Source organism: Spirosoma humi, from assembly GCF_054776575.1.
The window spans coordinates 569,052-594,711 of sequence record NZ_BAAHBR010000017.1 but is presented as its reverse complement, the minus strand read 5'-3'; the positions used below and the strand labels follow the sequence as shown (position 1 = coordinate 594,711).

26 protein-coding genes are annotated in these 25,660 nt (G+C 49.8%); 14 read left to right on the top strand and 12 right to left on the bottom strand.

The features are described 5' to 3' along the window. Window positions 1–12: 12 nt before the first annotated feature. The 4 genes from ACYU8Y_RS24685 to ACYU8Y_RS24670 all read right to left on the bottom strand — a co-directional run bounded on the left by ACYU8Y_RS24685 (window position 13) and on the right by ACYU8Y_RS24670 (window position 4,568). Complete coding sequence (locus tag ACYU8Y_RS24685) at window positions 13–1,320, bottom strand: sensor histidine kinase (RefSeq protein ID WP_460940825.1); 1,308 nt, start codon at window positions 1,318–1,320, stop codon at window positions 13–15. Beyond that, window positions 1,317–1,988 (bottom strand): response regulator transcription factor, encoded by a 672-nt coding sequence (locus ACYU8Y_RS24680; RefSeq protein WP_460940824.1) that lies wholly within the window; start codon window positions 1,986–1,988, stop codon window positions 1,317–1,319. The genes ACYU8Y_RS24685 and ACYU8Y_RS24680 overlap by 4 nt, the downstream gene beginning before the upstream one ends. 103 nt (window positions 1,989–2,091) lie before the next feature. Further along, a complete protein-coding gene (locus tag ACYU8Y_RS24675; RefSeq protein WP_460940823.1) occupies window positions 2,092–2,886 on the bottom strand; it encodes a hypothetical protein in 795 nt (264 codons plus the stop codon). Window positions 2,887–2,984: 98 nt separating this feature from the next. After that, complete coding sequence (locus ACYU8Y_RS24670) at window positions 2,985–4,568, bottom strand: S8 family serine peptidase (protein ID WP_460940822.1); 1,584 nt, start codon at window positions 4,566–4,568, stop codon at window positions 2,985–2,987. 143 nt (window positions 4,569–4,711) lie between these two features. Here ACYU8Y_RS24670 and ACYU8Y_RS24665 point away from each other — a divergent pair, with 143 nt between their 5' ends. After that, a complete protein-coding gene (locus tag ACYU8Y_RS24665) occupies window positions 4,712–6,004 on the top strand; it encodes an aminopeptidase P family protein (RefSeq protein WP_460940821.1) in 1,293 nt (430 codons plus the stop codon). Between the two features lie 76 nt (window positions 6,005–6,080). Here ACYU8Y_RS24665 and ACYU8Y_RS24660 read toward each other — a convergent pair whose 3' ends face one another. Next, entirely contained in the window at window positions 6,081–6,722 is a 642-nt protein-coding gene (locus ACYU8Y_RS24660; RefSeq protein ID WP_460940820.1) for a TetR/AcrR family transcriptional regulator, read from the bottom strand. Between the two features lie 753 nt (window positions 6,723–7,475). On the opposite strand from ACYU8Y_RS24660, the gene ACYU8Y_RS24655 reads away from it, so the two are divergent. Next, entirely contained in the window at window positions 7,476–8,345 is an 870-nt protein-coding gene (locus ACYU8Y_RS24655; RefSeq protein WP_460940819.1) for a glycosyltransferase family protein, read from the top strand. A 30-nt stretch (window positions 8,346–8,375) separates the two neighbouring features. Here the strand turns inward: ACYU8Y_RS24655 and ACYU8Y_RS24650 are convergent, their stop codons facing one another. Together ACYU8Y_RS24650 and ACYU8Y_RS24645 are read right to left on the bottom strand one after the other, a co-directional pair. Beyond that, window positions 8,376–9,254: a hydroxypyruvate isomerase family protein gene (locus ACYU8Y_RS24650; RefSeq protein WP_460940817.1), complete on the bottom strand. Its 879-nt coding sequence runs from the start codon at window positions 9,252–9,254 to the stop codon at window positions 8,376–8,378. Between the two features lie 85 nt (window positions 9,255–9,339). After that, window positions 9,340–10,125, bottom strand: a complete 786-nt coding sequence (locus ACYU8Y_RS24645; RefSeq protein ID WP_460940816.1) for a 3-keto-disaccharide hydrolase — start codon at window positions 10,123–10,125, stop codon at window positions 9,340–9,342. A 165-nt stretch (window positions 10,126–10,290) separates the two neighbouring features. Here ACYU8Y_RS24645 and moeB point away from each other — a divergent pair, with 165 nt between their 5' ends. The 5 genes from moeB to ACYU8Y_RS24620 all read left to right on the top strand — a co-directional run bounded on the left by moeB (window position 10,291) and on the right by ACYU8Y_RS24620 (window position 14,502). Then, window positions 10,291–11,430 (top strand): molybdopterin-synthase adenylyltransferase MoeB, encoded by a 1,140-nt coding sequence (moeB, locus tag ACYU8Y_RS24640; protein WP_460940815.1) that lies wholly within the window; start codon window positions 10,291–10,293, stop codon window positions 11,428–11,430. Between the two features lie 174 nt (window positions 11,431–11,604). Next, window positions 11,605–11,958, top strand: coding sequence for an aspartate 1-decarboxylase (gene panD, locus ACYU8Y_RS24635; RefSeq protein ID WP_460940814.1), 354 nt, complete (start codon window positions 11,605–11,607; stop codon window positions 11,956–11,958). Window positions 11,959–12,084: 126 nt separating this feature from the next. Then, on the top strand, window positions 12,085–13,137 hold the full coding sequence (locus tag ACYU8Y_RS24630) for a lysylphosphatidylglycerol synthase transmembrane domain-containing protein (RefSeq protein WP_460940813.1): 1,053 nt from the start codon (window positions 12,085–12,087) through the stop codon (window positions 13,135–13,137). 15 nt (window positions 13,138–13,152) lie between these two features. Continuing rightward, window positions 13,153–13,635 (top strand): D-glycero-beta-D-manno-heptose 1-phosphate adenylyltransferase, encoded by a 483-nt coding sequence (gene rfaE2, locus ACYU8Y_RS24625; protein WP_460940812.1) that lies wholly within the window; start codon window positions 13,153–13,155, stop codon window positions 13,633–13,635. A 201-nt stretch (window positions 13,636–13,836) separates the two neighbouring features. After that, a complete protein-coding gene (locus tag ACYU8Y_RS24620; RefSeq protein ID WP_460940811.1) occupies window positions 13,837–14,502 on the top strand; it encodes a zinc metallopeptidase in 666 nt (221 codons plus the stop codon). A 78-nt stretch (window positions 14,503–14,580) separates the two neighbouring features. Here ACYU8Y_RS24620 and ACYU8Y_RS24615 read toward each other — a convergent pair whose 3' ends face one another. Then, complete coding sequence (locus ACYU8Y_RS24615; protein WP_460940810.1) at window positions 14,581–14,979, bottom strand: phage holin family protein; 399 nt, start codon at window positions 14,977–14,979, stop codon at window positions 14,581–14,583. Between the two features lie 78 nt (window positions 14,980–15,057). On the opposite strand from ACYU8Y_RS24615, the gene ACYU8Y_RS24610 reads away from it, so the two are divergent. Further along, window positions 15,058–15,792, top strand: coding sequence for a class I SAM-dependent methyltransferase (locus tag ACYU8Y_RS24610; RefSeq protein ID WP_460940809.1), 735 nt, complete (start codon window positions 15,058–15,060; stop codon window positions 15,790–15,792). Window positions 15,793–15,802: 10 nt separating this feature from the next. On the opposite strand, the gene ACYU8Y_RS24605 is transcribed toward ACYU8Y_RS24610, so the two are convergent. Beyond that, the gene (locus ACYU8Y_RS24605) at window positions 15,803–17,485 is read right to left on the bottom strand and encodes an amino acid permease (RefSeq protein WP_460940808.1); all 1,683 of its coding nucleotides are present in this window, start codon (window positions 17,483–17,485) and stop codon (window positions 15,803–15,805) included. A 144-nt stretch (window positions 17,486–17,629) separates the two neighbouring features. Here ACYU8Y_RS24605 and gldA point away from each other — a divergent pair, with 144 nt between their 5' ends. Further along, entirely contained in the window at window positions 17,630–18,547 is a 918-nt protein-coding gene (gldA, locus tag ACYU8Y_RS24600; protein WP_460940807.1) for a gliding motility-associated ABC transporter ATP-binding subunit GldA, read from the top strand. A 114-nt stretch (window positions 18,548–18,661) separates the two neighbouring features. Here gldA and ACYU8Y_RS24595 read toward each other — a convergent pair whose 3' ends face one another. Then, window positions 18,662–19,195, bottom strand: coding sequence for a DUF4136 domain-containing protein (locus tag ACYU8Y_RS24595; protein ID WP_460940806.1), 534 nt, complete (start codon window positions 19,193–19,195; stop codon window positions 18,662–18,664). Window positions 19,196–19,320: 125 nt separating this feature from the next. Further along, window positions 19,321–20,358: a 3-dehydroquinate synthase gene (gene aroB / locus ACYU8Y_RS24590; protein ID WP_460940805.1), complete on the bottom strand. Its 1,038-nt coding sequence runs from the start codon at window positions 20,356–20,358 to the stop codon at window positions 19,321–19,323. Between the two features lie 205 nt (window positions 20,359–20,563). Here aroB and ACYU8Y_RS24585 point away from each other — a divergent pair, with 205 nt between their 5' ends. From ACYU8Y_RS24585 to ACYU8Y_RS24565, 5 genes are all read left to right on the top strand, one after another. Beyond that, the gene (locus ACYU8Y_RS24585) at window positions 20,564–21,808 is read left to right on the top strand and encodes an MFS transporter (RefSeq protein ID WP_460940804.1); all 1,245 of its coding nucleotides are present in this window, start codon (window positions 20,564–20,566) and stop codon (window positions 21,806–21,808) included. A gap of 164 nt (window positions 21,809–21,972) precedes the next feature. Continuing rightward, entirely contained in the window at window positions 21,973–22,446 is a 474-nt protein-coding gene (locus ACYU8Y_RS24580) for a hypothetical protein (protein ID WP_460940803.1), read from the top strand. A 102-nt stretch (window positions 22,447–22,548) separates the two neighbouring features. Further along, a complete protein-coding gene (locus ACYU8Y_RS24575; protein WP_460940802.1) occupies window positions 22,549–22,974 on the top strand; it encodes a hypothetical protein in 426 nt (141 codons plus the stop codon). Between the two features lie 192 nt (window positions 22,975–23,166). Beyond that, complete coding sequence (gene map / locus ACYU8Y_RS24570; protein ID WP_460940801.1) at window positions 23,167–23,928, top strand: type I methionyl aminopeptidase; 762 nt, start codon at window positions 23,167–23,169, stop codon at window positions 23,926–23,928. A 100-nt stretch (window positions 23,929–24,028) separates the two neighbouring features. Then, a complete protein-coding gene (locus tag ACYU8Y_RS24565; protein ID WP_460940800.1) occupies window positions 24,029–24,613 on the top strand; it encodes a hypothetical protein in 585 nt (194 codons plus the stop codon). Window positions 24,614–24,730: 117 nt separating this feature from the next. Here the strand turns inward: ACYU8Y_RS24565 and ACYU8Y_RS24560 are convergent, their stop codons facing one another. Further along, window positions 24,731–25,633 carry a helix-turn-helix domain-containing protein gene (locus ACYU8Y_RS24560; RefSeq protein ID WP_460940799.1) on the bottom strand — a complete coding sequence of 301 codons (903 nt, stop codon included), beginning with the start codon at window positions 25,631–25,633 and terminating at the stop codon, window positions 24,731–24,733. Window positions 25,634–25,660 lie beyond the last annotated feature (27 nt).

Genomic DNA, 25,660 nt, shown 5'->3' with positions numbered 1-25,660 from the left:
TGGATGTGTAAACTAGCAGATTGACGCTGGCAGCAATAACTCGCTGGTGAAGGCAAAATCCTGCCAGTCGAGCCGTAAGTTTCCGCCAAGCAGTACGGTCAGCCGGTGACTGATCCAAAGGCCTAACCCATGCCCTTCCTTAAGCGGATCGGCCCTGAAATACGGTTGCATCAGATCAAGCGTAGGCCCACTGGCACGAGCCGTCTGGTTCCGTATCCGAATGCGCCAACCCGTCGAATATGTTGCCTGAATCTGCACCGAACTCCCCGTAACGGCATATTTGATGGCATTTTCGATCAGGTTCAGCAGAACGTGTTCCAGCTTGACAGCATCCGTCAATGTTGGCACCGATTCATCTGTCTCCAGATACGTAGTGACCTCATACTCAACCGACAGGCTCGTTAGTTGGGACAAGCATTGACTGATCAATTGGGGAACATCGACTTCACTCAGTCGGAGGGGTTGTGCCGACTCTTCGGGACGGCTGAGAGTGAGAAACTCACCGAGCAGTCGGGTCAATCGGCTGACTTCATCCAACTGGCTGGCCAAAAATGGCTTCACCGCGCCGGAAACCCGTTCGTCACCGAGGGTTACTTCAAGGCCCGTTTTCATGATCGTCAACGGGGTTCGCAATTCGTGAGCAGCCGCGCCAAAGAAATTCCGTTGCAGGTCAACATTTTCCCGAATCCGGCCCAGCATCCGATTCAATGTATCCGTCAGTTGGTACACCTCATCGCGTGATTTTGGCAGCGTAATCTGGCTATCGTCCGTAGCATTACTTATCCTGTTTGCCTGATCGACAATAGACTGAATAGGGCGTAACAACCACCCCGCCACCGCGTAACCAGCCCCGAAAGCGCATGCCAGACTCAACAACCAGCCCAGACCGAAGACCCAGCGCAACTGATTTATGTCCTGACGCAAACTCATGTCGGCTACCGATAAGGTTAGCCGGATCTGTCCATCGGGAGCCTGCTCTGTAGTTGCCTGCGTCGTTACGGCGCGGTATGAAAAGCGCTGCGAGTCCTGACGCTGATCTGGACCGGATTTATCCGGAAAGCCCGGACTTCTGAACAACTCACGAGTACGGCCATAGGCATGATACATGACCAGCATCCGCTCCCGGTCGGTGGGTAAGGGCAAAATAACCGGATCAACGCTAACCATCGACAATAGCCATTGGGCGCGGGTCTGGAGTGCCCGATCAAATGCCGTTCGTAAACTCGTTTCGGCACGGTTGAGCATTAACCAGCCAGCCAGCAGACTAATGCCGGCAAACACCGCCGTAACGGCCAGCACGATACGGCTACGAAGGCTCATGCCGTTTTGAGCCGATAACCCCGGCCAATTAGCGTCTCGATTAAGCCCGTGTTCCCGATAGTATCAAGCTTTTTTCGTAACTGGTAAATATGCACTTCGATGACATTGCTGCCCATGTCGAAGTCGACCGCCCAGACTTTCTCAGCAATTTCATTTTTGGTGACCAGTTGGCCGGCCTTTCGCATCAGCAGTTCAAGCAACGCAAACTCTCGATTAGTCAGATCAAGGGTTGTCTTACTTTTCACAACTTCGTGGGTAATGAGGTGCATCTCCAGATCGGACACCCGCAAAACCACATCATTACTTGTCGCGCTTTTACGTTGCAGTACCCTGATCCTGGCTAATAACTCGTTGAAATCAAAGGGCTTGCGCAAATAATCGACCGCGCCTAAATCCAGACCTTGCACAACCTTATCCGGATCACTTAACGCCGACAGAATCATCACGGGAACAGTCAGCCCAAACGCCCGCAGATTTTGTAATACCTCGAACCCCGTTTGTCCCGGCAGCATCAGATCGAGCAGTACCAGATCGTACAAGCCCCCTGCAATATGGTCGAGGCCTTCCGATCCGGAATGGGTCAAATCGGCCACGTGACCATGCTGCTCCAGCCCCTGTTTAATAAACCGGGCCAGTTTTCGTTCATCTTCAATGACTAATATCTTCACGATGGTAAGTGCGTACAGACTATGTACGATATAACCCGGTGCAACGTCAACTAGTTAATGTTGCACCGGATTATATCGTATAAGCCCTACTGTCCGTCAACCACTAGCGTACTAAATACTGATGACCATTGATGGTTAGCACCGAAGCCCGCAGTACTTTCACTCTTTCCAGCTGAACCTGACCATCGCGAAGCGTTTTAGGGTACCCCTGTACGGTGATCGTACTTCCTTTTTTAACCAGATCCGTTAGCTGGTAGGCCACGTGCGACGGCATACTGACCACGGTTTTATCATCCAGCACTAATCCGTTGACGCGCCCTTCCCTATCGAGTCGGTAATCGGCAATTTTCCCCGTGGCTGTTGTCAAAGCAGGCACATCGGGCGTTATGGCCGGGGGAACCGGGGGCGAATCGAGCACGGTTGTTTTACCCGCCGTCAGGCTATTCATTCTAAATCGCGTTTCACCGGTGGGTGTTGTTTCGGTATACCCCGTTACGCTCACCGTACTACCCACCTTGATAGCTTTCTGAACCTGTGTACCCAAATGGGGCGGAAACTTTACGGTGATGGCCGAGCCAGAACCCGCATTGAGTGTGAAGCCGTCCAGGATAAAATCATCATTGCCGGTAAGCTGCCCTACGGTGCCCGAAACGGTCGTTAGCGAGGTAAGCCCATTCATCTGACGGTCTCTGCCGGGACCAAGTTCATCACGATTTGCTCCCGGGCCGGGCCGGCCGGGCCGACGACCGGGGCCACCCGGAGGAGGCCCAGCCGGACCATCGACACCCGGTAGGTTTTGGACTACGGGCGGTCCGTCCAGACTTTGAGCGTGCACGAAAGGAGAAGCTAAAGCCAGGGCAAGGGCAACGGTAGCGATTAATTTAGGGTTGGTTTCCATAAGTCAATTATTGTTTACTGGTTGATTACGGAAGCAAAGCTAGAATCGCGGTTTAAAGCCTGTCTGAACTAAAAATTAATTTTCCTTCATACTGCGTTTTACTCCCAAATGATTTCGATGACTTCTTTTTTCAAATCCACCGTCGTTTGTTTTTCATCCGTTGACCGGCGCAGAATCAGTTTACCATTGTTCACCTTGGCCGCTTCCTGTTGTAACACGTGGGTAGCGTCTTTCTTATGAAATACCGATACCGTCAACTCACTGGTATCAATGGGCAGCGTCACTGTTTTACCGCTGGCCTGCACAACCCGTGGTGCAGCCGGTAATGGCTGATTACGCAGCAAAGCCAGCGCCCGCGATGCCTGCGGTACACCATACCCGACGTAGTTATTTCCGTATGGATACAGGTGTGCCGATTTTTCGATAATGGCCATTACCTCCTTATTCGTTAGTTTCGGATTCGCCTGCATGATACAGGCCGCAAATCCGGTGATGACGGGCGCCGACAGTGAGGTACCATAGAGCGAAAAGCAGGCTACGTTTGGCTTCAAATACGGTAAACTTTCCGGCCCGATACTACTGTAGCCAATGCGATTCCAAAGGCGGGCATTGGTGGCTCCAATAGCCAGCACACCCTGCGCATCGGCGGGCGTGCTGATGATTCGCCAGGAGCGATCTTCTCCCTCATTTCCGGCCGATACAATGATTAAGATGCCTTTCTTGTCGGCAGCGATCTGGGCAGCCTGACTAATGAGGCTTGTATGGCCGTCCATCTGGCCCGGCTCGTAATTGTCTTTAGGGTTACTCATGCCCTTTGCATACCCCAGCGATGTGTTGATGAGCCGAACACCCAGGCTGTCCATCCATTCCATGGCCGCGACCCAGTTATCCTCCTCACCCCGATACTCCCGATTGCCCTGATCGCTGCGGGCGAGGTAAAACGTTGCATCCGTAGCCAGCCCAAACTGAATATTTTCGGTTGGGTCACTGCCGGCTATCGCGGCCAGCACCTCTGTCCCATGAAAATCGGCATTGGATTCCAGGGTGCGGAACAGATCACTGTGGGTCTTCTTTTCATTCACGTAATCGCGCACACGCTTTACACCGTCACGGGCGAAAACGTGCTTGAGCGCATTCGCCGAATCAGCACCAAAAAATCCGGCGTCAATAACGCCAACGTTTACAAACCGGCCCGTCAAACCAGCTCTCGTAAAATCAGGGGCCTGAATCTGCGACATGACAGGAGCCATGTTCAGGGTTGCCGGTAAGGAAGTCGAGGTGATCACAATAGCCGGATCGATAGGGTGAATGGCTTTCACAAACGGCATTTTTATAACCTTTGCATATTGGTCAGGCGTCAACCGAACCGATACCGCATTGAGCCACCTCGACTGACAGATGGGTTGAATCCCCGCCTGCTTAAGCTCATTCAGGTAGACCGTCGAAACGGGCTGATCGGTATCGTCTACCGGCAAATTCTGTAATTTTCGCCCGGCAATAGCCGTTGGCGACAAGGCCACAGCCGACGCCTGGTCTTTATTTTGAAGTAAAATCCAGTATTTGGGCAGGTGTCTATCCGTTGGGGTCAGGCCGGGATTAGCCTGTGCAGGCAAGGCTATAAGGGCCGCACTCTGTAGAAAAAACACCAATAAAAAGAACAGTCCAACTAATCGAGTCGTCATGGTTAGTTTAGGAAGAGAATAAACAGGCTGTTTGCTTTAACGATAAACGGGCTATAGCCTAAACAAGAAAATGCACGGAAACTCTTGCTGGTTTTGAGTTTCTTTGCAAACTTAATCACAAACGCGCCCTCAATAGTCACTATATGCGTTATCTACCGATTGATAATCAACTTTTTGTTCACAATCGCCAGCGGCTCACGGCTTTGCTGAAACCCAAATCGCTGGTAGTGGTCAATGCCAACGACATTTTGCCGACCAATGCGGATGGTACGATGGCCTTTCGCCAGAATAACGACCTCTTTTATCTAACGGGTGTCGATCAGGAAGAAACACGGCTGGTCCTGTTTCCCGAACATCCTGATCCAAAATTCCGGGAAGTTCTTTTTCTGCGCGAAACCAGCGAACTGATCGAAATATGGGAAGGCCATAAACTGACCAAAGCCGAAGCAGAACAGGTGACGGGTTTGCCCCAAAAGCAGGTTTACTGGATGCATCAGTTCGAGCAGATTTTTGGACAGATGGTCTTTGAGGCCAACCATATTTACTTGAATACCAACGAACACACGCGCGCCACGGTGGACGTTCAAAGCCGGGATGCCCGATACATTACCGAATTTCGGGAAAAATACCCGCTGCATCAGTTAGAACGGCTGGCTCCCTTGATGCACCACCTTCGGGCCATCAAACAACCGCAGGAACTTCCCCTGATTCAGACGGCCATTGATATCACGGACAACATGTTTCGGCGGCTTCTGGGTTTTATCAAACCTGGTGTCTGGGAGTACGAGATCGAGGCTGAAATGATGCATGAATTTCTGCGTAACCGATCGCGGGGAGCTGCCTATTCGCCCATTATTGCGTCGGGTGCCAACGCCTGCGTGTTGCATTATATCGACAACAGCCAGCAGTGTCAGGACGGTGACGTCATTCTGCTCGATATTGGTGCGGAATACGCCAATTACAACGCGGATATGACTCGCTCGGTGCCTGTAAACGGACGATTTACGACTCGCCAACGGGCCGTTTATGAGGCTGTGCTACGTGTAATGAAGGAGGCCACGCAGATGCTCAGACCCGGCAATTTGTGGGACGAGTACCACCGTGAAGTAGGCAAGGTAATGGAATCTGAGTTGATTGGACTGGGCTTGCTTGACCGAACCGACGTTCAGAATCAGAACCCCGACGCTCCCTTGTACAAGAAATACTTCATGCACGGCACCTCGCACTTCCTGGGTCTCGATGTACACGATGTAGGTAATAAATACCGAAAAATGGAGCCGGGTATGGTCTTTACGGTTGAACCGGGCATTTACATCCGGGAAGAGAAACTGGGTGTACGCCTTGAGAACAACGTACTTATCACCGAATCAGGTAATATTGACCTGATGAAGAACATCCCGCTCGAAGCGGAGGAAATAGAACAACTGATGAACTAACTTTTGATGGCCGATTGACAACGTACGGTTCAGCACTAACGTACAAATGTATACGTTGCCAATCGGCCATCATACCTTATTTTGCCTTCGACTGCTCACGTTCGAGCGCGATGTTCAGGCTGGAATAGATCCGGCGTATGGCAGTTTCCAGGCGTTCCCAACCGGTATCGGAGCGGAGGTCGATATCGCCAATATGGTCCCTCTGGGTGCTGTTAAGCACAATATTGGTCACTGCAGCGACCATCAAGCTAGTAATTGCCAGTGGATCAAAGTCTGAATAAGGCGCTAGCTTAGCAACCATACTTTTGTAGGACTGATCCCGAAAATCGGCAAGCCGGCGAGCCAGCTCGGTTTCGCCGTTTGACATTTCCCAACGAATAAGCTCTTGTGAAGACTTACGTGTTCGAAATTCCCGCATGAACTGAATGGTGTATTCCGACCAGGCTTTACTGCGGGCCTCCGGTGCTAAATTATCCGGCACCGAATCCATGAACTTTTCATTGAACATGGAAAGGAAGAAACCACGATGCACGTAGGCTTCCAACAAACCGTTCCAGCCACCGAAGTACCTATAAATCAGCACTTTGTTAACTCCAGCTCGGTCTGCGACGGCATTAATGCCCGCTTTTTCAGTGCCTCGTTCGGCCATTACTTCACCCATGGCGCGCAAAATTCGCTCCATGGTCATCTGGCGGTTTCTACGCTTGACGACTTTCATATATTGGTCGTTGTTTTTGTTAAAGAGGAAGAATCAATTATTGTCTTCTCGGAGAGAAGTGAAACATTACATTAAAGTCCACTAATTTACTCTTGTTACAAATATGAGTATTAGCACCGACGTTTTCAAACTACAAAATAAGAAAACCCGAAAACCAATACGCCAGTTTATTTAATGGGCAGTATAATATCTAGTTAATAAAAGTACTATTCTTTAAATTAAAACTAAAATTTAATATACCAATTTCTTAAAAAGTACATAAAATTAATTATTTTGTGCTACATAACGAATGAGCATGACATCAAAATCATACGTGTGCTACTATTTTGTAAACAACTTAAAACAAATGATAAAAAGATACTATGCCCCGCTGAAAGTTGCTACTTAATGATTTAGTCCAAGCCTATACCATTAATTTCATAAATTAACTTACGTGCTACCCTACCCGTTTCTTCCTTAATTATTCTTCTCACTATCAGAGTATTGTCTTTCTTTGATGGTTTGCTCCGCTACCCCTACCGATTATCCGTATAAATAAAAGGTTCCCTACGTGCCAGATAGGTTCGCCACGCTCGTTGTATGTCAACTCGTTGATAACGGTGTGGCTAAACGTAACAGCCACCATCGGGTTATTCATTTGGATACAATCAGCAAATCTATCGTCTAAACGTTTCTCTACTAGTCAGCAAAGCCATGTGAATCCTAAAAGGGTCTTATCTTTGGCCTGTCTGTTGCCAACCAGTCCCGTTTCCCATGAAAGTAGCTGGATTCAGTTTTATCCGAAATGCCATTCAATTCGATTATCCAATCATTGAGGCTATCACATCCGTTCTGCCCGTATGCGATGAATTTATTATTGCCGTGGGCGATTCGGACGATGATACGTTGGCCCTGATCCAATCCATCTCGTCGGATAAGATCCGCATTATCCGGACTACCTGGGATGATAGTGCCCGTGCCGGAGGACGTGTCTTAGCGCAGGAAACGGATAAAGCCTTAGCCGCTGTATCGCCCGATGTTGACTGGGCTTTTTATATTCAGGGTGATGAGGTCCTGCATGAACAGTACATTCCTGTTGTTCGGGAAGCCATGCAGAACTACCTGGACGACAGACGCGTGGAAGGTTTGTTGTTTAACTACTTGCACTTCTATGGATCGTACAGTTACGTGGGCGATTCCCGGCGTTGGTATCGTCGGGAAGTACGGGTGATCCGGAATACAGGCAATGTCGTAGCGTACAGAGATGCTCAGGGCTTCAGAACCCGCGACAATCAGAAGTTAAAGGTCAAACTGATCGATGCGTACATTTACCACTACGGTTGGGTGAAGCCCCCGGAAACACAAAAAAAACGACTCCGAAATGCGAATCACTTTTGGCATACAAGCGAAACCATAGCCAAAGCCGATGCCGGCATCGACGTATTTGACTATAGTCAGATTGATTCACTAGCCCATTTTACGGAAACCCATCCGGCCGTCATGCAAGCCCGCGTTGACCGACTGAACTGGCCGTTTACGTTCGATACCAGCCAAAAACGTTATTCGCCCAGAGTGCGTTTTCTCACGTTTATCGAGAAGCTGACGGGCTGGCGAATTGGAGAATACAAGAATTATAAATTGTAGAGCCGCCAAGGACCGCGGCTCTACTTTATCTTATACGTCACAAATTAACACGGCTTCTTTCAGGCTGGTAAGCGGGTCGCGTTTAGGAATAAACTCCTGCGCTACATAGCCTTTAAAACCCGTGTCGACAATGGCTTTCATAATAGCCGGATAATAAAGCTCCTGAGTTTCGTCGATCTCATTCCGACCAGGATTGCCCCCCGTGTGGTAGTGACCAATGTACTTGTTGTATTCACGAATCGTGCGGATGATGTCGCCCTCCATGATCTGCATGTGGTAGATATCATACAACAACTTGAAGTTTTCGGAACCAACCCGTTTACAGAGTTCGGCTCCCCAGGCCGTATGGTCGCACATGTAATCCTTATGATCCACCTTGCTGTTGAGCAACTCCATGATCATCGTAATGCCGTGTTTTTCGGCGCTTGGCATCAGCCGTTTCAGGCCAACAGCACAGTTTTCCAGGCCTTCTTCATTGCTCATGCCCCGCCGATTTCCCGAAAAGCAAATAACGGTTGTCAGACCAGCTTCTTTCAACTTTGGAAAAATAGCTTCGTAGCTAGCCACCAGTTCATCGTGAAATTTAGGGTTGTTAAACCCATCCCCAATGCCTTTACCCGCGCCCTGGGGCAGCGCCGATGTCAGGCCATATTTTTTCAGGGTAGGCCATTCGTCGGGACCAGTCAAGTCGATCGATTTGATTCCCATCCCTTTAGCAGCTTTGCAAAGATCATCGAGTGGTATTTTGCTGTAACACCAGCGGCAAACTGAGTGATTAATGCGACCTTTTAGCGGAGCCGCTTTTTCAGATTGAGTCATAGAGCTTGCAAAAGAATCAGACAGCAACGGTAGCGTTAGGGCAGTACCGGTCAGAGTTTTCAGAGCCGTTCGGCGGGAGTAAGGTTTCATATAATTTAGAATGACTGAATGATAGAATGACTGAATAGTGAATAGGCAAAGCCATTCTATCATTCAGTCATTCTATCATTCAAAATTACAGTTCGCGTATCCGAATGTTGCGGTACCAAACCTTATTGCCATGATCCTGAAGGGCAATATGGCCGGTAGCATATTTACCAAAGCCTTCCCACCCTTTAAATTTACTCTCTGCCACCATTTTATCCCACTCCGGGCCACTGGTCGGGTATTCGGCGGTTTTCTTACCATTCAGATACTGCTCTGCTTTCCCGTTGTTGATAACCAGTCGGGCCTTATTCCATTCACCGGCGGGTTTGGCAGCACCGGGCGTAACGGGCTTTTGCAAATCATATAAGGAACCAGCCGTACGGTTGCCATCACGTCCCTTCTTAGCATCCGGATGGCGCTCATTATCAAGAACCTGCATTTCGGGACCCGTCTGATACGTGGCTTTATATTTTGGATCTTCGTGGACATGAAAAATGATGCCGCTATTGCCACCTTCCGCAATTTTCCACTCAACTTCCAATTCGAAATTGCCATATTCTTTATCGGTCACCAGGTCACCAGCCCCGCCATCACTCAGGTGAATGGCCCCGTCATTGACCGTCCATTTATCCGATACCGGCTGCCCTTCCTTGAGGTATGTGTGCCAGCCCGTCAACGTTTTCCCATCGAAAAGACTCTCCCACTTACCTTTTTTGAGCAGGTAATCAGCCGAGTAACCAGCGGGCTTTGGACCAGGCGCATTCGTAGCGGCAATGGCAGAACCCATGTTAAGAGTAAGGGTAAGCGCCAGCAAGCCAACAGTTGCCTGTGGGCGAAATGAGGAAGTAATTGCTGGAAAGCGCAGATTGTTCATAGTTGAGAATCGTTAGGATTTTGTCGGGGCAATAGTACTAAAAAAAAACACATCGATAACGTTTGGTAAATATTTCTATTTGAGCTTCATTCGGTGCAATTTTAGCCCCCCAAATTCTGTTGGATTAATGCAACACTGCTCAGGGTTGCCTATTATTGTGTCATTATGGAAGCGACAACCCTAATTCCTGCCGAAAAGCAACGCTATCAGAAACACTTGAACTTACCCGAAATTGGTGCAAAAGGCCAGCTTCGGCTCAAAAATGCCCGTGTCCTGGTCGTCGGCGCGGGCGGCCTCGGTTGCCCCGTCCTGCTGTACCTGACGGCGGCCGGCGTAGGTACGATTGGCGTTATTGACCCCGACGTCGTTGACTTAAGCAATTTGCAGCGGCAAGTGCTGTACACAACAGACGAGGTAGGCAAATCAAAAGCCAAGGCAGCTATCAATCACCTCAACCGGTTAAATCCTGACCTGACGTTCGATACCTACACAATGGCGCTCGACATCAGCAACGCCCGCGCCATCATTGACGGCTATGACATTGTGGTGGATTGTACCGATAATTTCAAAGTACGCTATCTGGTTAATGACATCTGCGTTACGCTGGGCAAACCATTTGTTTATGGAGCGATTCACCGCTTCGAGGGTCAGGTAGCCGTACTGAACGCTGACCTGGGCGACGGCAAGCGGGGACCTACCTACCGATGCCTGTTTCCCGAATATCCGAACGAAATAGAAATCCCGAACTGCAACGACACGGGCGTATTGGGCGTGTTGCCCGGCGTTATCGGTACATTTCAGGCCAGCGAAGTTATCAAACTCATTACCGGCATTGGTCAGTCATTAAGCGAACAGTTATTAATGGTCGACCTGCTGACGATGAGCCAGCAGAAGATAAAAACCAAACGGCGGGCCGATGCCGAAAAAATAGCGCGTGAAGGGCTCGCATCGGCTGGTACCCGCACGAACCCCGGTGCCTCGGGTCCCCAGAAAATATCCGTTCAGGAACTGGCTGAACGACTGGCCTTGGGCGACGATATTTTCTTGCTGGATGTCCGTGAACGGCCCGAATATGAACTTTGTCACCTGGAGGGAGCCGTTCTGATTCCGGTGGGTATGATACCCAATAACCGGAAGCGAATTCCAACCGACCGGCCCGTTGTTGTGTATTGTCATCACGGCATTCGTTCAGCCAACGTTGCTCAGTATTTGTATGCCCAGGATGGCCTGACAAACCTTTACAATCTGGATGGCGGTATCAATGCCTGGGCTCGGGATATCGAACCAGAAATGGCCGTTTATTAATCATTTCAGGCACCTTTGGTACACGAGCCAATGCTATGATCTGATGGTCAGTGCATTGGCTCGCCTGCTGTCCGGCAATTCTGAAAACCGGAACCAACCCCCTGACGTGGCTGTTTTGGTGACAATCGGCGAGGAGTCCAACAAGTCACTCCCGTATGGCATTATCCCATTCTCATGTTTATTACCCTATTAAAATCAAAACTGCACCGCGTCAAAGTCACCCAGGCAGAGCTGAATTATGTTGGTAGCATCACCATCGACGAAGATCTTATGGATGCCGCCAATTTACGCGAAAACGAGCAGGTACATATTGTCAACAACAATAACGGCGAACGACTGATCACATACGTCATAAAAGGGGAGCGCGGCTCCGGCATCATTTGCCTGAATGGGGCGGCTGCCCGCAAAGCACAAGTAGGTGACATTGTCATTATTATCGCCTACACGATGATGACGGATGAGGAAGCAAAGACCTTCAGACCAACCGTAGTTTTCCCGGATGAAAATAACCGACTGGTGAACGGATAATCCTTTTGCTAACCATTCTCACCGGTTTCCGTGAAACTCCGTTACTTTGTGGCGGAGTTTTCTTTTACGTGGCCAAAAAGCCGCGTTTATCATCTTATCACGGCTTATAGCGTACATTGTGGCAATATGACTATCAAAAATATACTTAAATACCTCATCTCGCTGGCTTTCGCCGGAGGATTGCTCTGGTTTACATTCAAGCAAAGTCACCTCGACGCAGCTGACTTATGGCAAAAAATAAGCGGAGCCGATTATCGGTGGGTCCTGGTTTCGGCCCTGATGACCATTGTGGCTCACTGGAGCCGGGCCGAACGCTGGCGAATTCTGCTGGAACCGGTGGTGTCGCAACGCACCAATTCGCTCGATACAACGGCGAGTGTTCTAACCGGTTACCTGGCCAACCTGGCTCTCCCCCGCGCCGGTGAAGTAGCCCGTTGCGGAACCCTGTACCGCCTATCGGGTGTACCGGTCAACGTTAGTTTCGGCACGGTCGTGGCCGAACGCTTATTCGATCTGCTCATGCTTATTCTGCTGCTGGGGGCAACGTTTATACTTGAGTTTGACCGGCTGAGCCAGTTTTTCATGGAGTTTCTGGGCGGTAAACTGCCCAAAGGCTCCAGCGGCTCAGGGATATTGTTACTGGCGGGGGCCGTCCTGATCGGGCTGGCATTATTGGGCTGGTTCCTGTTTAGCCGCTACCGCGAAGCACTGGGCCGCCATCCGCTTTACCAAAAAGTGAGTGCCTTTGCCAAGGGCCTTCTCGAAGGTTTACTGAGCGTTCGGAAACTACGTCGGCCGGGAGCTTTTGTCTTTCATACACTGCTCATCTGGACAATGTATTACCTGATGTCCTTTTGCCTGTTCTTTGCCATGCCCGCTACCGCTAATCTTGGTCCGCTGGCGGGCCTGACCATCCTGGTGGTGGGTTCGCTGGGCATGGCCGCCCCGACACCGGGCGGCATTGGTTCCTTTCACCTGCTGGTCGGACAGGTGGCTTTGCTGTATGGCCTGACCAGTCAGGACGGACAGGTGCTGGCGACGTTCATTCATGGCGTCTCCACCATCATGATTATCCTTCTGGGCATCATTGCGCTGTTAGTTGTCCTGTTTCGGGGTAACAAAACAACCAACGCAGCCGACGTGCTAGACGATCCCAAAGCCTTAAAACTGGAGCGGTAACGCAACCATTTCACTATGACCGAATCCAAGATACTAACCCGCGAGCAGGCCATTCAACAGGCTCAGCAATGGCGGGCCGAAGGCCAGCAAATCGTTTTTACCAATGGCTGTTTCGACATCGTTCATTTAGGGCATATCGACTACCTCGAAAAAGCCCGTAGCCTTGGTGATAAGCTGATTTTAGGGCTCAATACCGATGCATCCGTCAGTTGTATCAAAGGCCCATTACGCCCTGTTGTAAATGAATATGCTCGTGCCCGGCTCATGGCTGCATTGGCCTTTGTGGATGCCGTTACGCTATTTGGTGAACCCACCCCACTCGAGCTTATCGAGGCCATTCAGCCCGATGTCCTGGTGAAAGGAGACGATTATACGGTGGCAACCATTGTTGGTTCTGACTTCGTGCTGGCACACGGCGGACGTGTTGAAACGGTTGCGCTCGTACCAGGATATTCAACGACAAAGCTCATCGAACGCATCAAAGCTGGCTACAGTTAAGACGTTCGTATTAAAGCAGTCAACTCCTTTTCCATTGAGCCCTGTTGCTTTGTTGAATGGTGACTCAACAGGATAAATGGTCGGACCAGCGGGATACTTTTTACGGCTAACTGTTGTTTTACTATAAACAAGCCAACACAATGGCTGTTTTATTGAAACCACAAACCTGACTAATTGACGATGATCTCACCTTGGTTAATCATGATTCTTATCTTCGGCCTCAGCGCATTCGTGAGCTGGCGGTTACGAAGTAAATTTAACGAATACGCTCAGATTGGCCTAAGCAATGGCCTAAGCGGTGCCGAAATAGCCCAAAAGATGCTAAATGAAAACGGCATTTACGATGTACGCGTTGTATCGGTAGAGGGTATGCTCACGGACCACTATAATCCGGAAGATAAAACCGTTAACCTCAGCGCCGACGTTTATTACGGACGAAGCGTAGCCTCTGCCGCCGTGGCAGCCCACGAATGTGGTCACGCCGTTCAGCATAAAGTGGCCTACGCTCCACTGAAGCTTCGCTCGGCCATGGTGCCTATTCTGTCGGTATCCTCACGCTATTTACAGTGGGTATTACTGGCGGGCGTTATCTTGCTGCAGACAACTCCGCTACCGCTCGCCATTGGTGTTGGCCTGTTTGCGCTAACCACAATCTTCAGCTTCGTGACGCTCCCCGTTGAGTTCGACGCCAGCCGCCGGGCACTTGCCTGGATTCAGGACCGGGGTGTCGTTAATCAACGGGAGTATGGCTTTGCGAAAGATGCCCTCTGGTGGGCGGCTATGACCTATGTCGTTGCGGCTTTGGGTTCACTGGCTACGCTCCTGTATTATGCCAGCCTCCTGATGGGCGGTCGCCGGAGCGATTAATCAAACGCCTTTTCAATCTAAGCAAAAAGCCGGATCATCACTGATCCGGCTTTTTGCTTAAGTAGCTATGAACACGCATCAGGCCAGCCGTAAACTGGATAGCAGCGATACGACATAACCGGATTCTACCATCTCGGGCGTTGGGGACGAGCGGTCGATGAGCATGCCAGCCACGGCTACGGCGAAAGCAATGAGCACTGCAGGCCAGAAACCCACAATGGTGAAGCTATCCATGAACTTATCGATTACTTTAAGCAGCAACGCCGTTACCAGAATTCGAACAATACCTGTCAATAAAAAGAAGGTGATCAGATTAAGTGGAAAACGAATGATCCAGCCCACAAAGAAATTGAGGAGACCAAGCAGGAGTGCAATCAGCACGGCCGTTCCAAAGTTTTTTACATCGATTTGGGGCATCAGATAAGCCAGCCCGAAAATGACGGCGGCATCGAGCAGTACATGTAGGATAAGATTCATACTCAGGATGTAATTGGTTCTTCTGAACAACTGTTTTGCGCTACGATGGTTTACTACCTATACTTGAACCCATTCGTTATGCACCGTATTCCGGTTTTGTTGCTCGTGTTACTTTTCGTTTGTTGCCGGGGGGCCTCTCAACAAAAGCCGACCACCACCTCGCTCCCTGCCGACTCAACGACCGTCTATCGGATCGGGAGTGCCAGCCGTGACGGAACGGGTAAATTTTATCAGGGCCGCGAGATTGCGCAGGTTATGGGTCATCTGGGCGCATCGTGGCTCGAACGCCCGGAACGTGAACAGGAAGAGCGTACCGACCTTTTACTAAAAGCCTTATCCCTGAAGCCAACCGATGTTGTGGCCGACATTGGGGCCGGAACTGGTTTTTTTACATTTCTGATGGCACCCAGGCTACCCCAGGGCAAGGTACTGGCCGTTGATATTCAACCTGAAATGATTGACTATCTGAATGAGGGAAAGGCGAAGCGAAAAATTACCAATGTACAACCGGTACTCGGCACCGAGTCGGACCCCAAACTGTCGGCCAATAGCATCGACATGGCCATTTTAATTGACGCTTACCATGAATTTTCGTACCCGCGCGAGATGATGGAACACATTTCAGCCGCCCTGAAGCCGGGTGGCCGCCTTGTTCTGGTCGAATACCGGTCCGAAGATCCCAATGTACCCATCAAGGAACTTCATAAACTAAGCGTTAAACAGGCAACCAAAGAGATGAAAGCCATCGGACTAAAACTCTTAAAAAACGACGACCGGTTGCCTCAGCAGCACATTATGTTTTTCGGAAAGTGATAGGGCATTCCTACGCGCTCAATGTATTCTCCTGCTTGGCCAGTTTGCTTTCCCTGAACCCATACGAAAAGTAGATGACCAGACCGATAACCAGCCAGATACCAAAAATCTGCCAGTTGCTCGATCCTAACTCGGTCATTAAGTAGAGGTTCGTCAGCACGCCAATAACCGGAAGCAGCGAGAAGTTATACCGAAAGCCCTGGACGGCCAGTACGATCCATACGCCCCAGAACACAACCAATAAGGGCTTACTTTCCAGCGTTTGCAAAGGCGAATTTTGGACCAGGGCATAAGCCAGGACGGCCAGCAGTACCGCACCGATAATGTACTTCCCATTTATATAGGGAACTTTAAATTTTGACTGAGCCGTAAGCCCTTTAGCATCCAGAAACAGAATGCCGGCACAGACGAGAATAAACGCAAAGAACGTCCCGACGCTAGTTAAATCGACAAAGAACTTAAGGTCCATAAATAACGACGGAACGGCAACCAGAAAGCCCGTTACAATAGTAGCAAAAGAAGGTGTTTTGTATTTGGGGTGGATCCGGGAGAAACGTTTCCAGAGCAGGCCATCGCGGCTCATGGTCATCCAGATGCGGGGCTGCCCGAGTTGATAGACCAACAGCGCACTTGTAATAGCAACGACAGCGCTTACGGAGATCACACCCGCGACAAAATCAAGGTTCACTTTCTGGAACACATAGGCCAGTGGATCGCTGACGCCCAACTCTTTGTAGTTGACCATGCCCGTCAATACCAGCGTGATCAGCACATAAAGAACCGTGCAGATGCCCAGGCAGTAAAGCATGGCACGAGGCAGATCGCGCTGCGGGTTTTTGCACTCTTCGGCCGTGGTCGAAATGGAGTCGAAGCCTATAAAGGCAAAAAATACGGAGGCTACTCCGCTCAATACACCCGATACCCCATTCGGGGCAAATGGCGACCAGTTCGCCGGTTTCACATAAAACGCGCCTACGCTAATGACCAGGCCAATAACCGCAAGCTTGAGCACCACCAGAATATTACTCGCCGTCCGCGACTCCTTGATGCCGATGTACACAAGAGCCGTAATCAATACCGTTATCGCTCCGGCAGGCAAGTTGGCAATCAGGTGAAGGCTGCCCACAACAGGCGCGTTGGCAAAGGCCTCAGCCAGTAAGCGCGTATTTTCGGGAATGGTTGTCAGGCTCGTACCGGCCTGTTTTGCCTGTTGCACCAGATCGAACGCACGAGATGCCGAACCATAGTCGGTAGCAAAATACTTTGGAAAGGTGATACCGAACCCACTCAGCATGGATGTAAAATATTCTGACCACGAAATAGCCACGACCATGTTGCTAACGGCATATTCGAGGATGAGTGCCCAGCCAATGATCCACGCAAAAATTTCGCCGAAGGCTACGTATGCATAAGTGTAGGCGCTCCCACTGACGGGAACGGTACTCGCAAACTGTGCGTAACTAAGTGCCGTAAACACACAGGCAATAGCCGTAAATACAAACAGGAGCGATACGGCAGGCCCGCCGTTGTAACTTGCCAGCCCGATGGTGCTGAAAATACCGGCCCCAATAATAGCCGCGATGCCAAATGACGTTAAATCGCGGACGCCCAACGTCTTTACCAGTTTACTCGATTCACCTTCGGTAGCATCACTCAGGATTTGGGTTACGGTCTTTTTACGTAAAAGGGACATAGGCTAGTGAAAGAAAACAATGTCTATTGATGTTAAACCGATAAAAATAGAAATTCTTTCCGGTTTTTTGTAGGTTAGCTTTAGATAGCGCACATGCCAACACTGCCCTATTCATCGTTTACTAGCTATCAGTTAACCGTCAATATGTCTATCCGAGTCCAGAATCTCACGAAAGAGTACAACCACCAGCGGGCTGTCGATCAAATTTCGCTAACGGTACAACCTGGCGAAATCGTCGGTTTTCTGGGACCTAACGGAGCCGGAAAGTCTACGACCATGAAGGTAGCCACGGGCTACCTCGCCCCTACCGACGGAACAGTCGAAGTAAACGGGTTCGACGTTCGGACGCAACCGATGGACGTACGCCGGAGTGTTGGCTATTTACCCGAGCACAATCCGCTGTACCTGGACCTGTACGTGAAGGAATACCTGCGATTTGCCGGGTCACTGCATGGTATGCTGGGCTCAGACTTACGTCGGCGTATCACCGACACAATCGAACTGGTGGGGCTGACAAGAGAACAACACAAACGCATTGGACAATTGTCAAAAGGGTACCGGCAGCGGGTTGGTCTGGCGCAGGCATTGCTGCATAATCCCCCCGTGTTGATTCTGGATGAGCCAACAACCGGGCTTGACCCGAATCAGTTAGCCGAAATCCGGCAGGTTATCCGCAACGTAGGTCGCGACAAAACCGTGCTGTTTTCGACCCACATCATGCAGGAAGTTGAAGCCATTTGCGACCGGGTCATCATTATTAATCGGGGAAAAATTGTGATCGATCAACCGCTGAGTCAACTCCGAAGTGCATCGGCCGGCGAAAGTATTATCGTTGTCGCCGAGTTTGAGGACACTTTAGCCAATCCAGCCATACTGGCTTCGTTACCGGGCGTTGAGCGGGTAGAGCCCATGGAGCAAGGCCAGTATCGAATTACGGCCTCCCCAAAAACCGACCTTCGGGGCGCTATTTTCCGGCTTGCTGCCGATCAGAACCTAACGCTGGTTGGCCTTCGTCAGCAGGAAAATTCGCTGGAAGGAATTTTCAAAGAACTGACAAAGTAAAGCGGTGATGCGGCATTCCGGCATTCTGTTCGCCGTGCAGAAGAATGTATTTTCCTCTACATAGCGGGCATAATGTCGAAATGCTGCACCACCGCTCTACACAAGCTGAGTTACTTACTTCACCGTGGCCATCAACGGGTATTGGTCGAATATGGATCGAACGATGCCTTTGAAGTAGTTATTCTTGAAGTTCTGATTGCGCATCATTTTCGATGCATAGCCTTTCCAGATAACCTGATAGGATTCAGCATCGATGAGCGAGATCATCAACGTGCCTTCGTCCAGGTTATAATCAATACGTTTATAGGTAGCATCGTCGTCTTCGCGGACAACCCAGTCTTTAATGACAGGCTGCTGGTAACCCCGGAACCGCAGATCGGACCGGAAAATGTTGTAGGAGATCAGTAGGTTTGGGCTGCGGTTGCTGACCCGATACCCACGAGCCTCCATCTGATGCCGGATAGCATCCTGAATATCGGAGCAGAGAAGCGTGGAATCAACAAATTCGCATTCCAGAAAATTGAACGATTCGTAGTTTTTAAAGTGGCCCTCGTAGCTATAGTCATGCTCTACAAATAACCTACTCGGCGAACAGCCCGCCATAACGACAACAGCCAACGCAAACAGAATTCCAATGCACTTTTTCATACTACCGTTTGTAAAGAGTTTTCAATAGATAATTAGTATTTAAATAGATCGTAGTGATAATATTCCCGTCAAACTCAAATATAAACGTAATTGTTTCTTAAACAATGCAGTACGCCAAATTTCTACTACTTGTTCAGGCCTCGGTAGAACTCCAGACCTTTGCGCATTTCAGAGGCCGTAACCGGTATATCGAAAGCACAACTTCCGGGTCCGTCAAGGAGAGCCATTCGAACGTCGCGCCCCCGGTTTTTCTTGTCCTGCAGGGTCAATGCTAGAATGGGTTCTATGTCCTCATCCCCCAACCGCACATTTCCATATACGGAAAATATGTATTCTTCGATTTGCGTGAGCAGTGTTTGGTCGATCATCTTTTTATGACAGGCAATAAATGCCTCCGAAACCATCCCAACGGCAATCGCTTCTCCGTGCAGAAGTCGCTTCCGGGGCTGCATCAGGTAGTGCGTTTCAACGGCATGGCCCAGCGTGTGGCCGAAATTAAGAATCTTGCGAAGCCCTTTCTCGGTAGGATCCTGCGCTACGACCCGCTGCTTAACTGCGACTGAATGGGCGACCAGGGCCGCCCAGTCCTGCTCGTCGAGATCACGACGCCGTATTTCGTCCCACATGGCGGCATCGGCAATCAGGCAGTGTTTGATGATCTCGGCAAAACCCGACCGAAGTTCGCGCTCCGGTAGCGTTGCCAGGAAAGTCGTGTCAATCAGGACAGTATTGGGCTGCTGAAACACTCCGATGTGGTTTTTAAAGCCGCGGAAGTCGATACCGAGTTTACCACCAACGCTGGCATCGACCTGAGAAAGTAAGGTAGTAGGCAGTTGAGCAAAGGCAATTCCGCGCTTGAAGGTAGCCGCGCAGAACCCACCCATATCACCAATGACGCCCCCACCGAGATTAAGTACCAGCGCATGGCGATCAAAGTTGGCCCGCGTCAGCGCATCCCAGATCATTTCACAGGTAGCGATGTGCTTTTGCTCTTCGCCCGACTTGATCCGGATAAGCGTATGTTTGGGCAACAGCGCTTTCAGGTCGGGGTAGCAGAACCGGAATGTATGGTTGTCAGCAATGACGGCAATGGCCGAAAAATCGTAGGAATCGAGGAAAGCAGGAAGGCTTTCGGCAAGTGAGGCAATCGTTACGGTTGACATGCCGTAAAAGTACATCCGTCAACGATTGGTCGGAAGGCCGGTCTGTTTATTTTTTTGGGACAACCGGCAGGCCTGTTAAAAAAGACTAAATTTCTGGTTATCTGCACGTGTCCAATGGCTAGCAATCAATGACATCTGTTGTTTTTCCATCAGGCAAACCTATCTTTACCTGACACCTTATTCCTATCTTCTTATCCTTTACTTCATGAAAGTTCGCTACCGCGTTCTTGCGGGCTTATTTCTACTTTCGACCATTACTTATCTCGACCGCGTTTGCATGAACGTGGTCAGCAAATATGTAAAAGCCGATCTTCACCTTGACAACGAGCAGTTTGGCTGGATACTCGGCGCTTTTTCACTCGCGTACGCTCTTTTCGAAATACCAACGGGCTCCCTCGGCGACAAAATTGGTCCCCGGCGCGTACTGACCCGGGTCGTGTTGTGGTGGTCCGGGTTTACGATGCTGACGGGTACGGCTTTCAATTTTATTTACCTGCTGGTGGTTCGGTTCCTGTTTGGTGCCGGCGAAGCGGGTGCTTACCCTAACTCCTCCATCGTTATTGCGCGGTGGTTTCCGGCGGTTGAAGTGGGGCGGGCGCAATCCGTGATCTGGGCTGCCGGCCGGCTAGGCGGGGCATTGACCCCATTGCTGGTTATTCCGCTGGTGCATTGGGCTGGCTGGCGCTGGGCCTTCGCTGTTCTGGGTTTGCTGGGCGTCGTGTGGGCCATTGGTTGGTTTGTCTGGTTTCGTGACGAACCCGCAGCCCAGGAGAGCATAAGCCTTGAAGAGGTTCGGGAGATTGAACGGGGCCGTAAAATCAAATCGTCCGATCACCTTATTCCCTGGAAAACCATTGTCCGTAATCCCGATTTGTGGGCGCTCATGCTGATGTGTCATCTGTTCTTTTACGGCTCTTATTTTTTCACAAACTGGTCGTCGGTCTATTTTCAGGAAGGCCGTGGCATGACCGAAGACCAAACAAAAAATTTCATTTCCCTTTCCTATTTTCTGGGCGCGGTTGGCTGTCTGGCTGGTGGTGTTCTGAGCGATGTACTAACCAAACGATATGGGCTAAAAATAGGCCGTCGAGCGGTGGGCGTCGGTGGACTTGGCTTGTCGAGCTTATTTTTCCTACTGGCTGGCATTACTACCGACAATCAGACGGCGGGTTATTTTTTGGCGATCTGTGTACTTGCCAAAGACCTGGCCCTGCCCGTTGCGTTTGCCGTTTGTGTGGACATTGGTCAGCGCAACGCCGGTTCCGTAACGGGCGCTATGAATTTCGCCGGGCAGCTGGGTGGCTTTTTCATCACCATCCTGTTCGGGATCATTGTCAAGCACACCAATAATTTCAGTTACCCGCTCTTTATGATCGCGGGTTGCTTACTGGTCAGCGCGTTGCTCTGGCTACGCATCGATCCAACCAGACCTGTAACGATCAAGGCGTAACAACTGACAGAGAGCAAATTGTATTAATTTTAGCTGGTTTGCAACCGCTACGCCACGTAGGCAACAGGCGACATTATTTAACAGATACGTTAATTGGTGCATCAGTTGGTAATACGTAGTTTCACAAAAAATGAACAGTTTTTACCCTAAACCAACTCCTTACCATGCTTAAGCGATTCACATTTACACTACTATCGTTTGTTCTCGCCCTAGGCTTGGCGTTTGCACAACGCACAAGCTTACCCCAGGCTACACCGGGTGATACGCTGACGTATTACTTGGATGGGAAAGTAGTTAACTCCACCTATTTCCAGACACTAGATGCCAACACGCTGGCCTTTATTGACGTCAACAAACAGACAAAAACGGTTCGGGGGTTTACTAAGGAGGCCGCTCCTACTGATGTTGCTTCCTACCAGTCGAGAGGCACGAAGATTGACTGGTCAGTAGCTAGAGAACTGCGAGACGTTTCCTTTTTGGTCAATAACCAAGTGACTGATGCTCATGAAGCACGAGCCATCGCTAGCGAGCAAATTGAGCATGTTTACCAACTTCCCCCTTCAGCTACTGGAGACGTTGGCGAAGCAGGTACTTTTGGCAAAAATGGCGTGATTGTGATCACAACCAAGAAAAAATAGCGGATCTGAACGCGTTCCTTTTCAAGGCTGTAGCTCTAGAAGGTTGCGGCCTTTTTCTTTTAATATGAGTGAGTTTATACTTTGTTACATGTATCCTTTCCTATGCGTCTTTCTTCTCTACAGGTAATCGCTTTACTTACTGTTTCTGGTCTATTAGGCTGCGATGTAAATGCTATCGGCCCTTACTACAATCTGGGTAAATTCACCAGTCGCACAATTGCTGAACAAAAAACGTTGGCTTATCTCGCCAGCAGGTATGATCAACTTTCTGCTACTAACTACGAGAAAGTGAAGTATACGTTCGACCCATCAAAACCAAATACGGGTACTCAGCACGCAATATGGTACAGTAAAACAAATCGGGAGCTACGAATGGAAGTTGATTTGGGTAGCGGCCCCTGTGCTATGTGGTCTGAAATTGATCAGGCCGTGTTAAATCAAATTGTCCAAGCGAACCAAGGAATGTCTATTGCCGATTCATTGGGAAAACCAAAAGGAGTAAGCTATATCGATTGTGTGGGCCGGTAAATCAACTTATTAGTCATAAAACAGCTATGCGTAAAGTACACTACCTGCTTCATTGAGTAGCCAGGAACTGCCCTTTGTTCCCTTATGTATAGGGCACATGCGGTGGACAGGTTGTCAGGCGTCAATTTTGTCTTGCAACGTGTATTCTATTACTTTACAGGATAGTGATTCAACCAGTAAAACGACAACGTTATGTCATTGAAATCTGAGGAGGATTTAATTGGTATGCAGCAGATCAGCCAAATTGTTGGCCTTACCCTTAAGCGCATGCAGGAGTATGCCCGGCCAGGGATGTCGACGTTTGAGCTGGATCAGTATGGGCGACAACTGCTGGAACTAGAGGGTGCCCGTTCGGCCCCTAAGCTTACCTATGGCTTTCCAGGCTGGACCTGCATCAGTTTAAATGAGGAGGTATGTCACGGTATTCCGTCTGCCAAACGGATTCTTCAGGAAGGGGATTTAGTCAACATCGATGTATCAGCCGAACGCAATGGCTATTGGTCAGACAATGGGGGTTCTTTCGTTCTGGGACAGGATATCCACCAGCATAGTGACCTGGTAGAAACCTCAAAGCGAATCCTGGCCAAAGCCATTAGTCACATTCGGGGAGGAGTACAGTTGGCTGAAATTGGGCGCTTAATTGAAACGGAAGCCAAGCGGAGTGGCTATCGGGTGATCAAAAATCTGTCTGGGCACGGAATTGGCCGGCGTCTGCATGAAGAGCCGCTTGAGATTCTATGCTACTACGACCGGTCCAACAAAACGCGTTTCCGGACGAATTCGGTGGTGGCCATCGAGACGTTTTTGTCCACCAAAGCCACCTATGCTCAAGAGACGGGAGATGGCTGGACACTGGTCGCCAGAGATAGTTTCGCGGTGCAGCACGAGCACACAATTGTCGTTACCGACAAGCAGCCAATCATCCTGACCGCTGCGAATCAATTGTGGAATTAAAGACCTGATTTTCTGACCACATTGCCCAAAGAGTCTCTGGTCATGCGACGCATAAAAGGCGGATGGCCTGGTATATTGTTGCCCAAAAACAGACCCTGTTATGAAAGCTTACTTCCTTTTCATCGGCATTAGTAGCCTTCTTTTGGGGCAGTGTACGCAACCCGAATCGGCACCCCCTAAAATTGATTTCGATAAGGAATCGGTCAAACTCATGAGTGAGGTAGCCCCAAAACTTATCGGTCAATGGACAATGCAGGAGGTTGCCATCCGCTATAGGAAAAATGATTATTATCAGAGTCAGGCGCAGATCACGAAAGACACCGTTTTGAAAAATATAGCTACGCTGACGATCAACGCTGTTTCTGCATCTCGATTTGACCCTCCCCAAGCCAAGCATCCCGAATTTGAAGGACATATTCAGTATGGCACCAGGACGTACCCCATTTACTTCTACCTACTGGCTAGCGCCGGGCGAATTGTCAACAAAACGGGTCCGCAGGCTTCCTTCCTGTTTGAATACAACTTTCCCAACGGCTCTCATTTAGTCGAGCCAGAAGAAGCGTATTTAAAAAACGTGGGCATCGTCAACGACAATTTTTCCGTAGAAGTTATCGACGGTCAGCCAGTTATGATTTGGAGAGGAGGCAATCAAGGAGTCGATCAAATAAGATTAGTAAAAAAATAGCTTTCCCCCGCCTACGCTTTCGTGTACAATGCCCGTAAACTGGCCTCTTTACACGAAATTTTAGGCTTAGCCACTAATTATCAGGCTATTATATAGTACATCATCCTAAATTCGGCATCAATGAAATGAACAGCGAAATGCCAGCGGGGAAGAGTTGGTTTTGCTCTTGAACAACTTACTAAACGACTGAGGGTGTCCGAACCCCAGTCCATAAGCGATCTCACTGACCGACAACGTAGTGGTAGACAGCAGTTCTTTTGCCTTCTCGATAAGCTTCTGGTGAATGTGCTGTTGCGCGTTTTGTCCGGTCAGCGTTTTCAATAAGCTGCCCAGGTAGGTGGGCGATAGATGGAGTTGTTCGGCCATGTACCCGACCGTTGGCAAACCGGTTTTCAACAGTGCATCGCTGGCAAAATAAGCTTCCAGGACGGCTTCGAAGCGGTCCAGCAGCTGGTGGTTGGTAACCCGGCGGGTGATGAACTGACGCTGGTAAAACCGATCAGCGTAGTTGAGCAACACGTCCAGCTGAGCCAGGATGATGTTTTGACTGAACTTGTCGATCGGCGCTTGATACTCCCGCTGAATCTGCTGGATGATACTGACGATCGTTGACTCTTCTTGTTCAGACAAAAACAGGGCTTCCCGCAGAGAATAGTCAAAGTAGTCGTACTGCCGAATCACTTTGGCCAGGGGGGTATGCCACAAAAAATCAGGGTGAACCATCAGTAGCCAGCCCGTGTGCTCGTGTACTTCACCAACCGTAGTACTCAGCACCTGACCAGGGGCCAGAAAGACCATCACCCCTTCGTCGAAATCGTACACCTGCTGGCCGTATTTCATTCGGCCGTTGGCATTCCGTTTCAGAGCAATCGAATAGAAGTTATTCACGAGACTGGTCGGCTGCCGGGTCTCTGCGGGTTTGATATCGTCAAACCGAACCACACTAATGAGCGGGTGGGCTGGCTTGGGAAGGCCCGCAAGCTGATGATAGGCCGCTATTGTATCAATTCGGTGAAGCATCTCGGTTGGTATCAGTGAATAGCACCT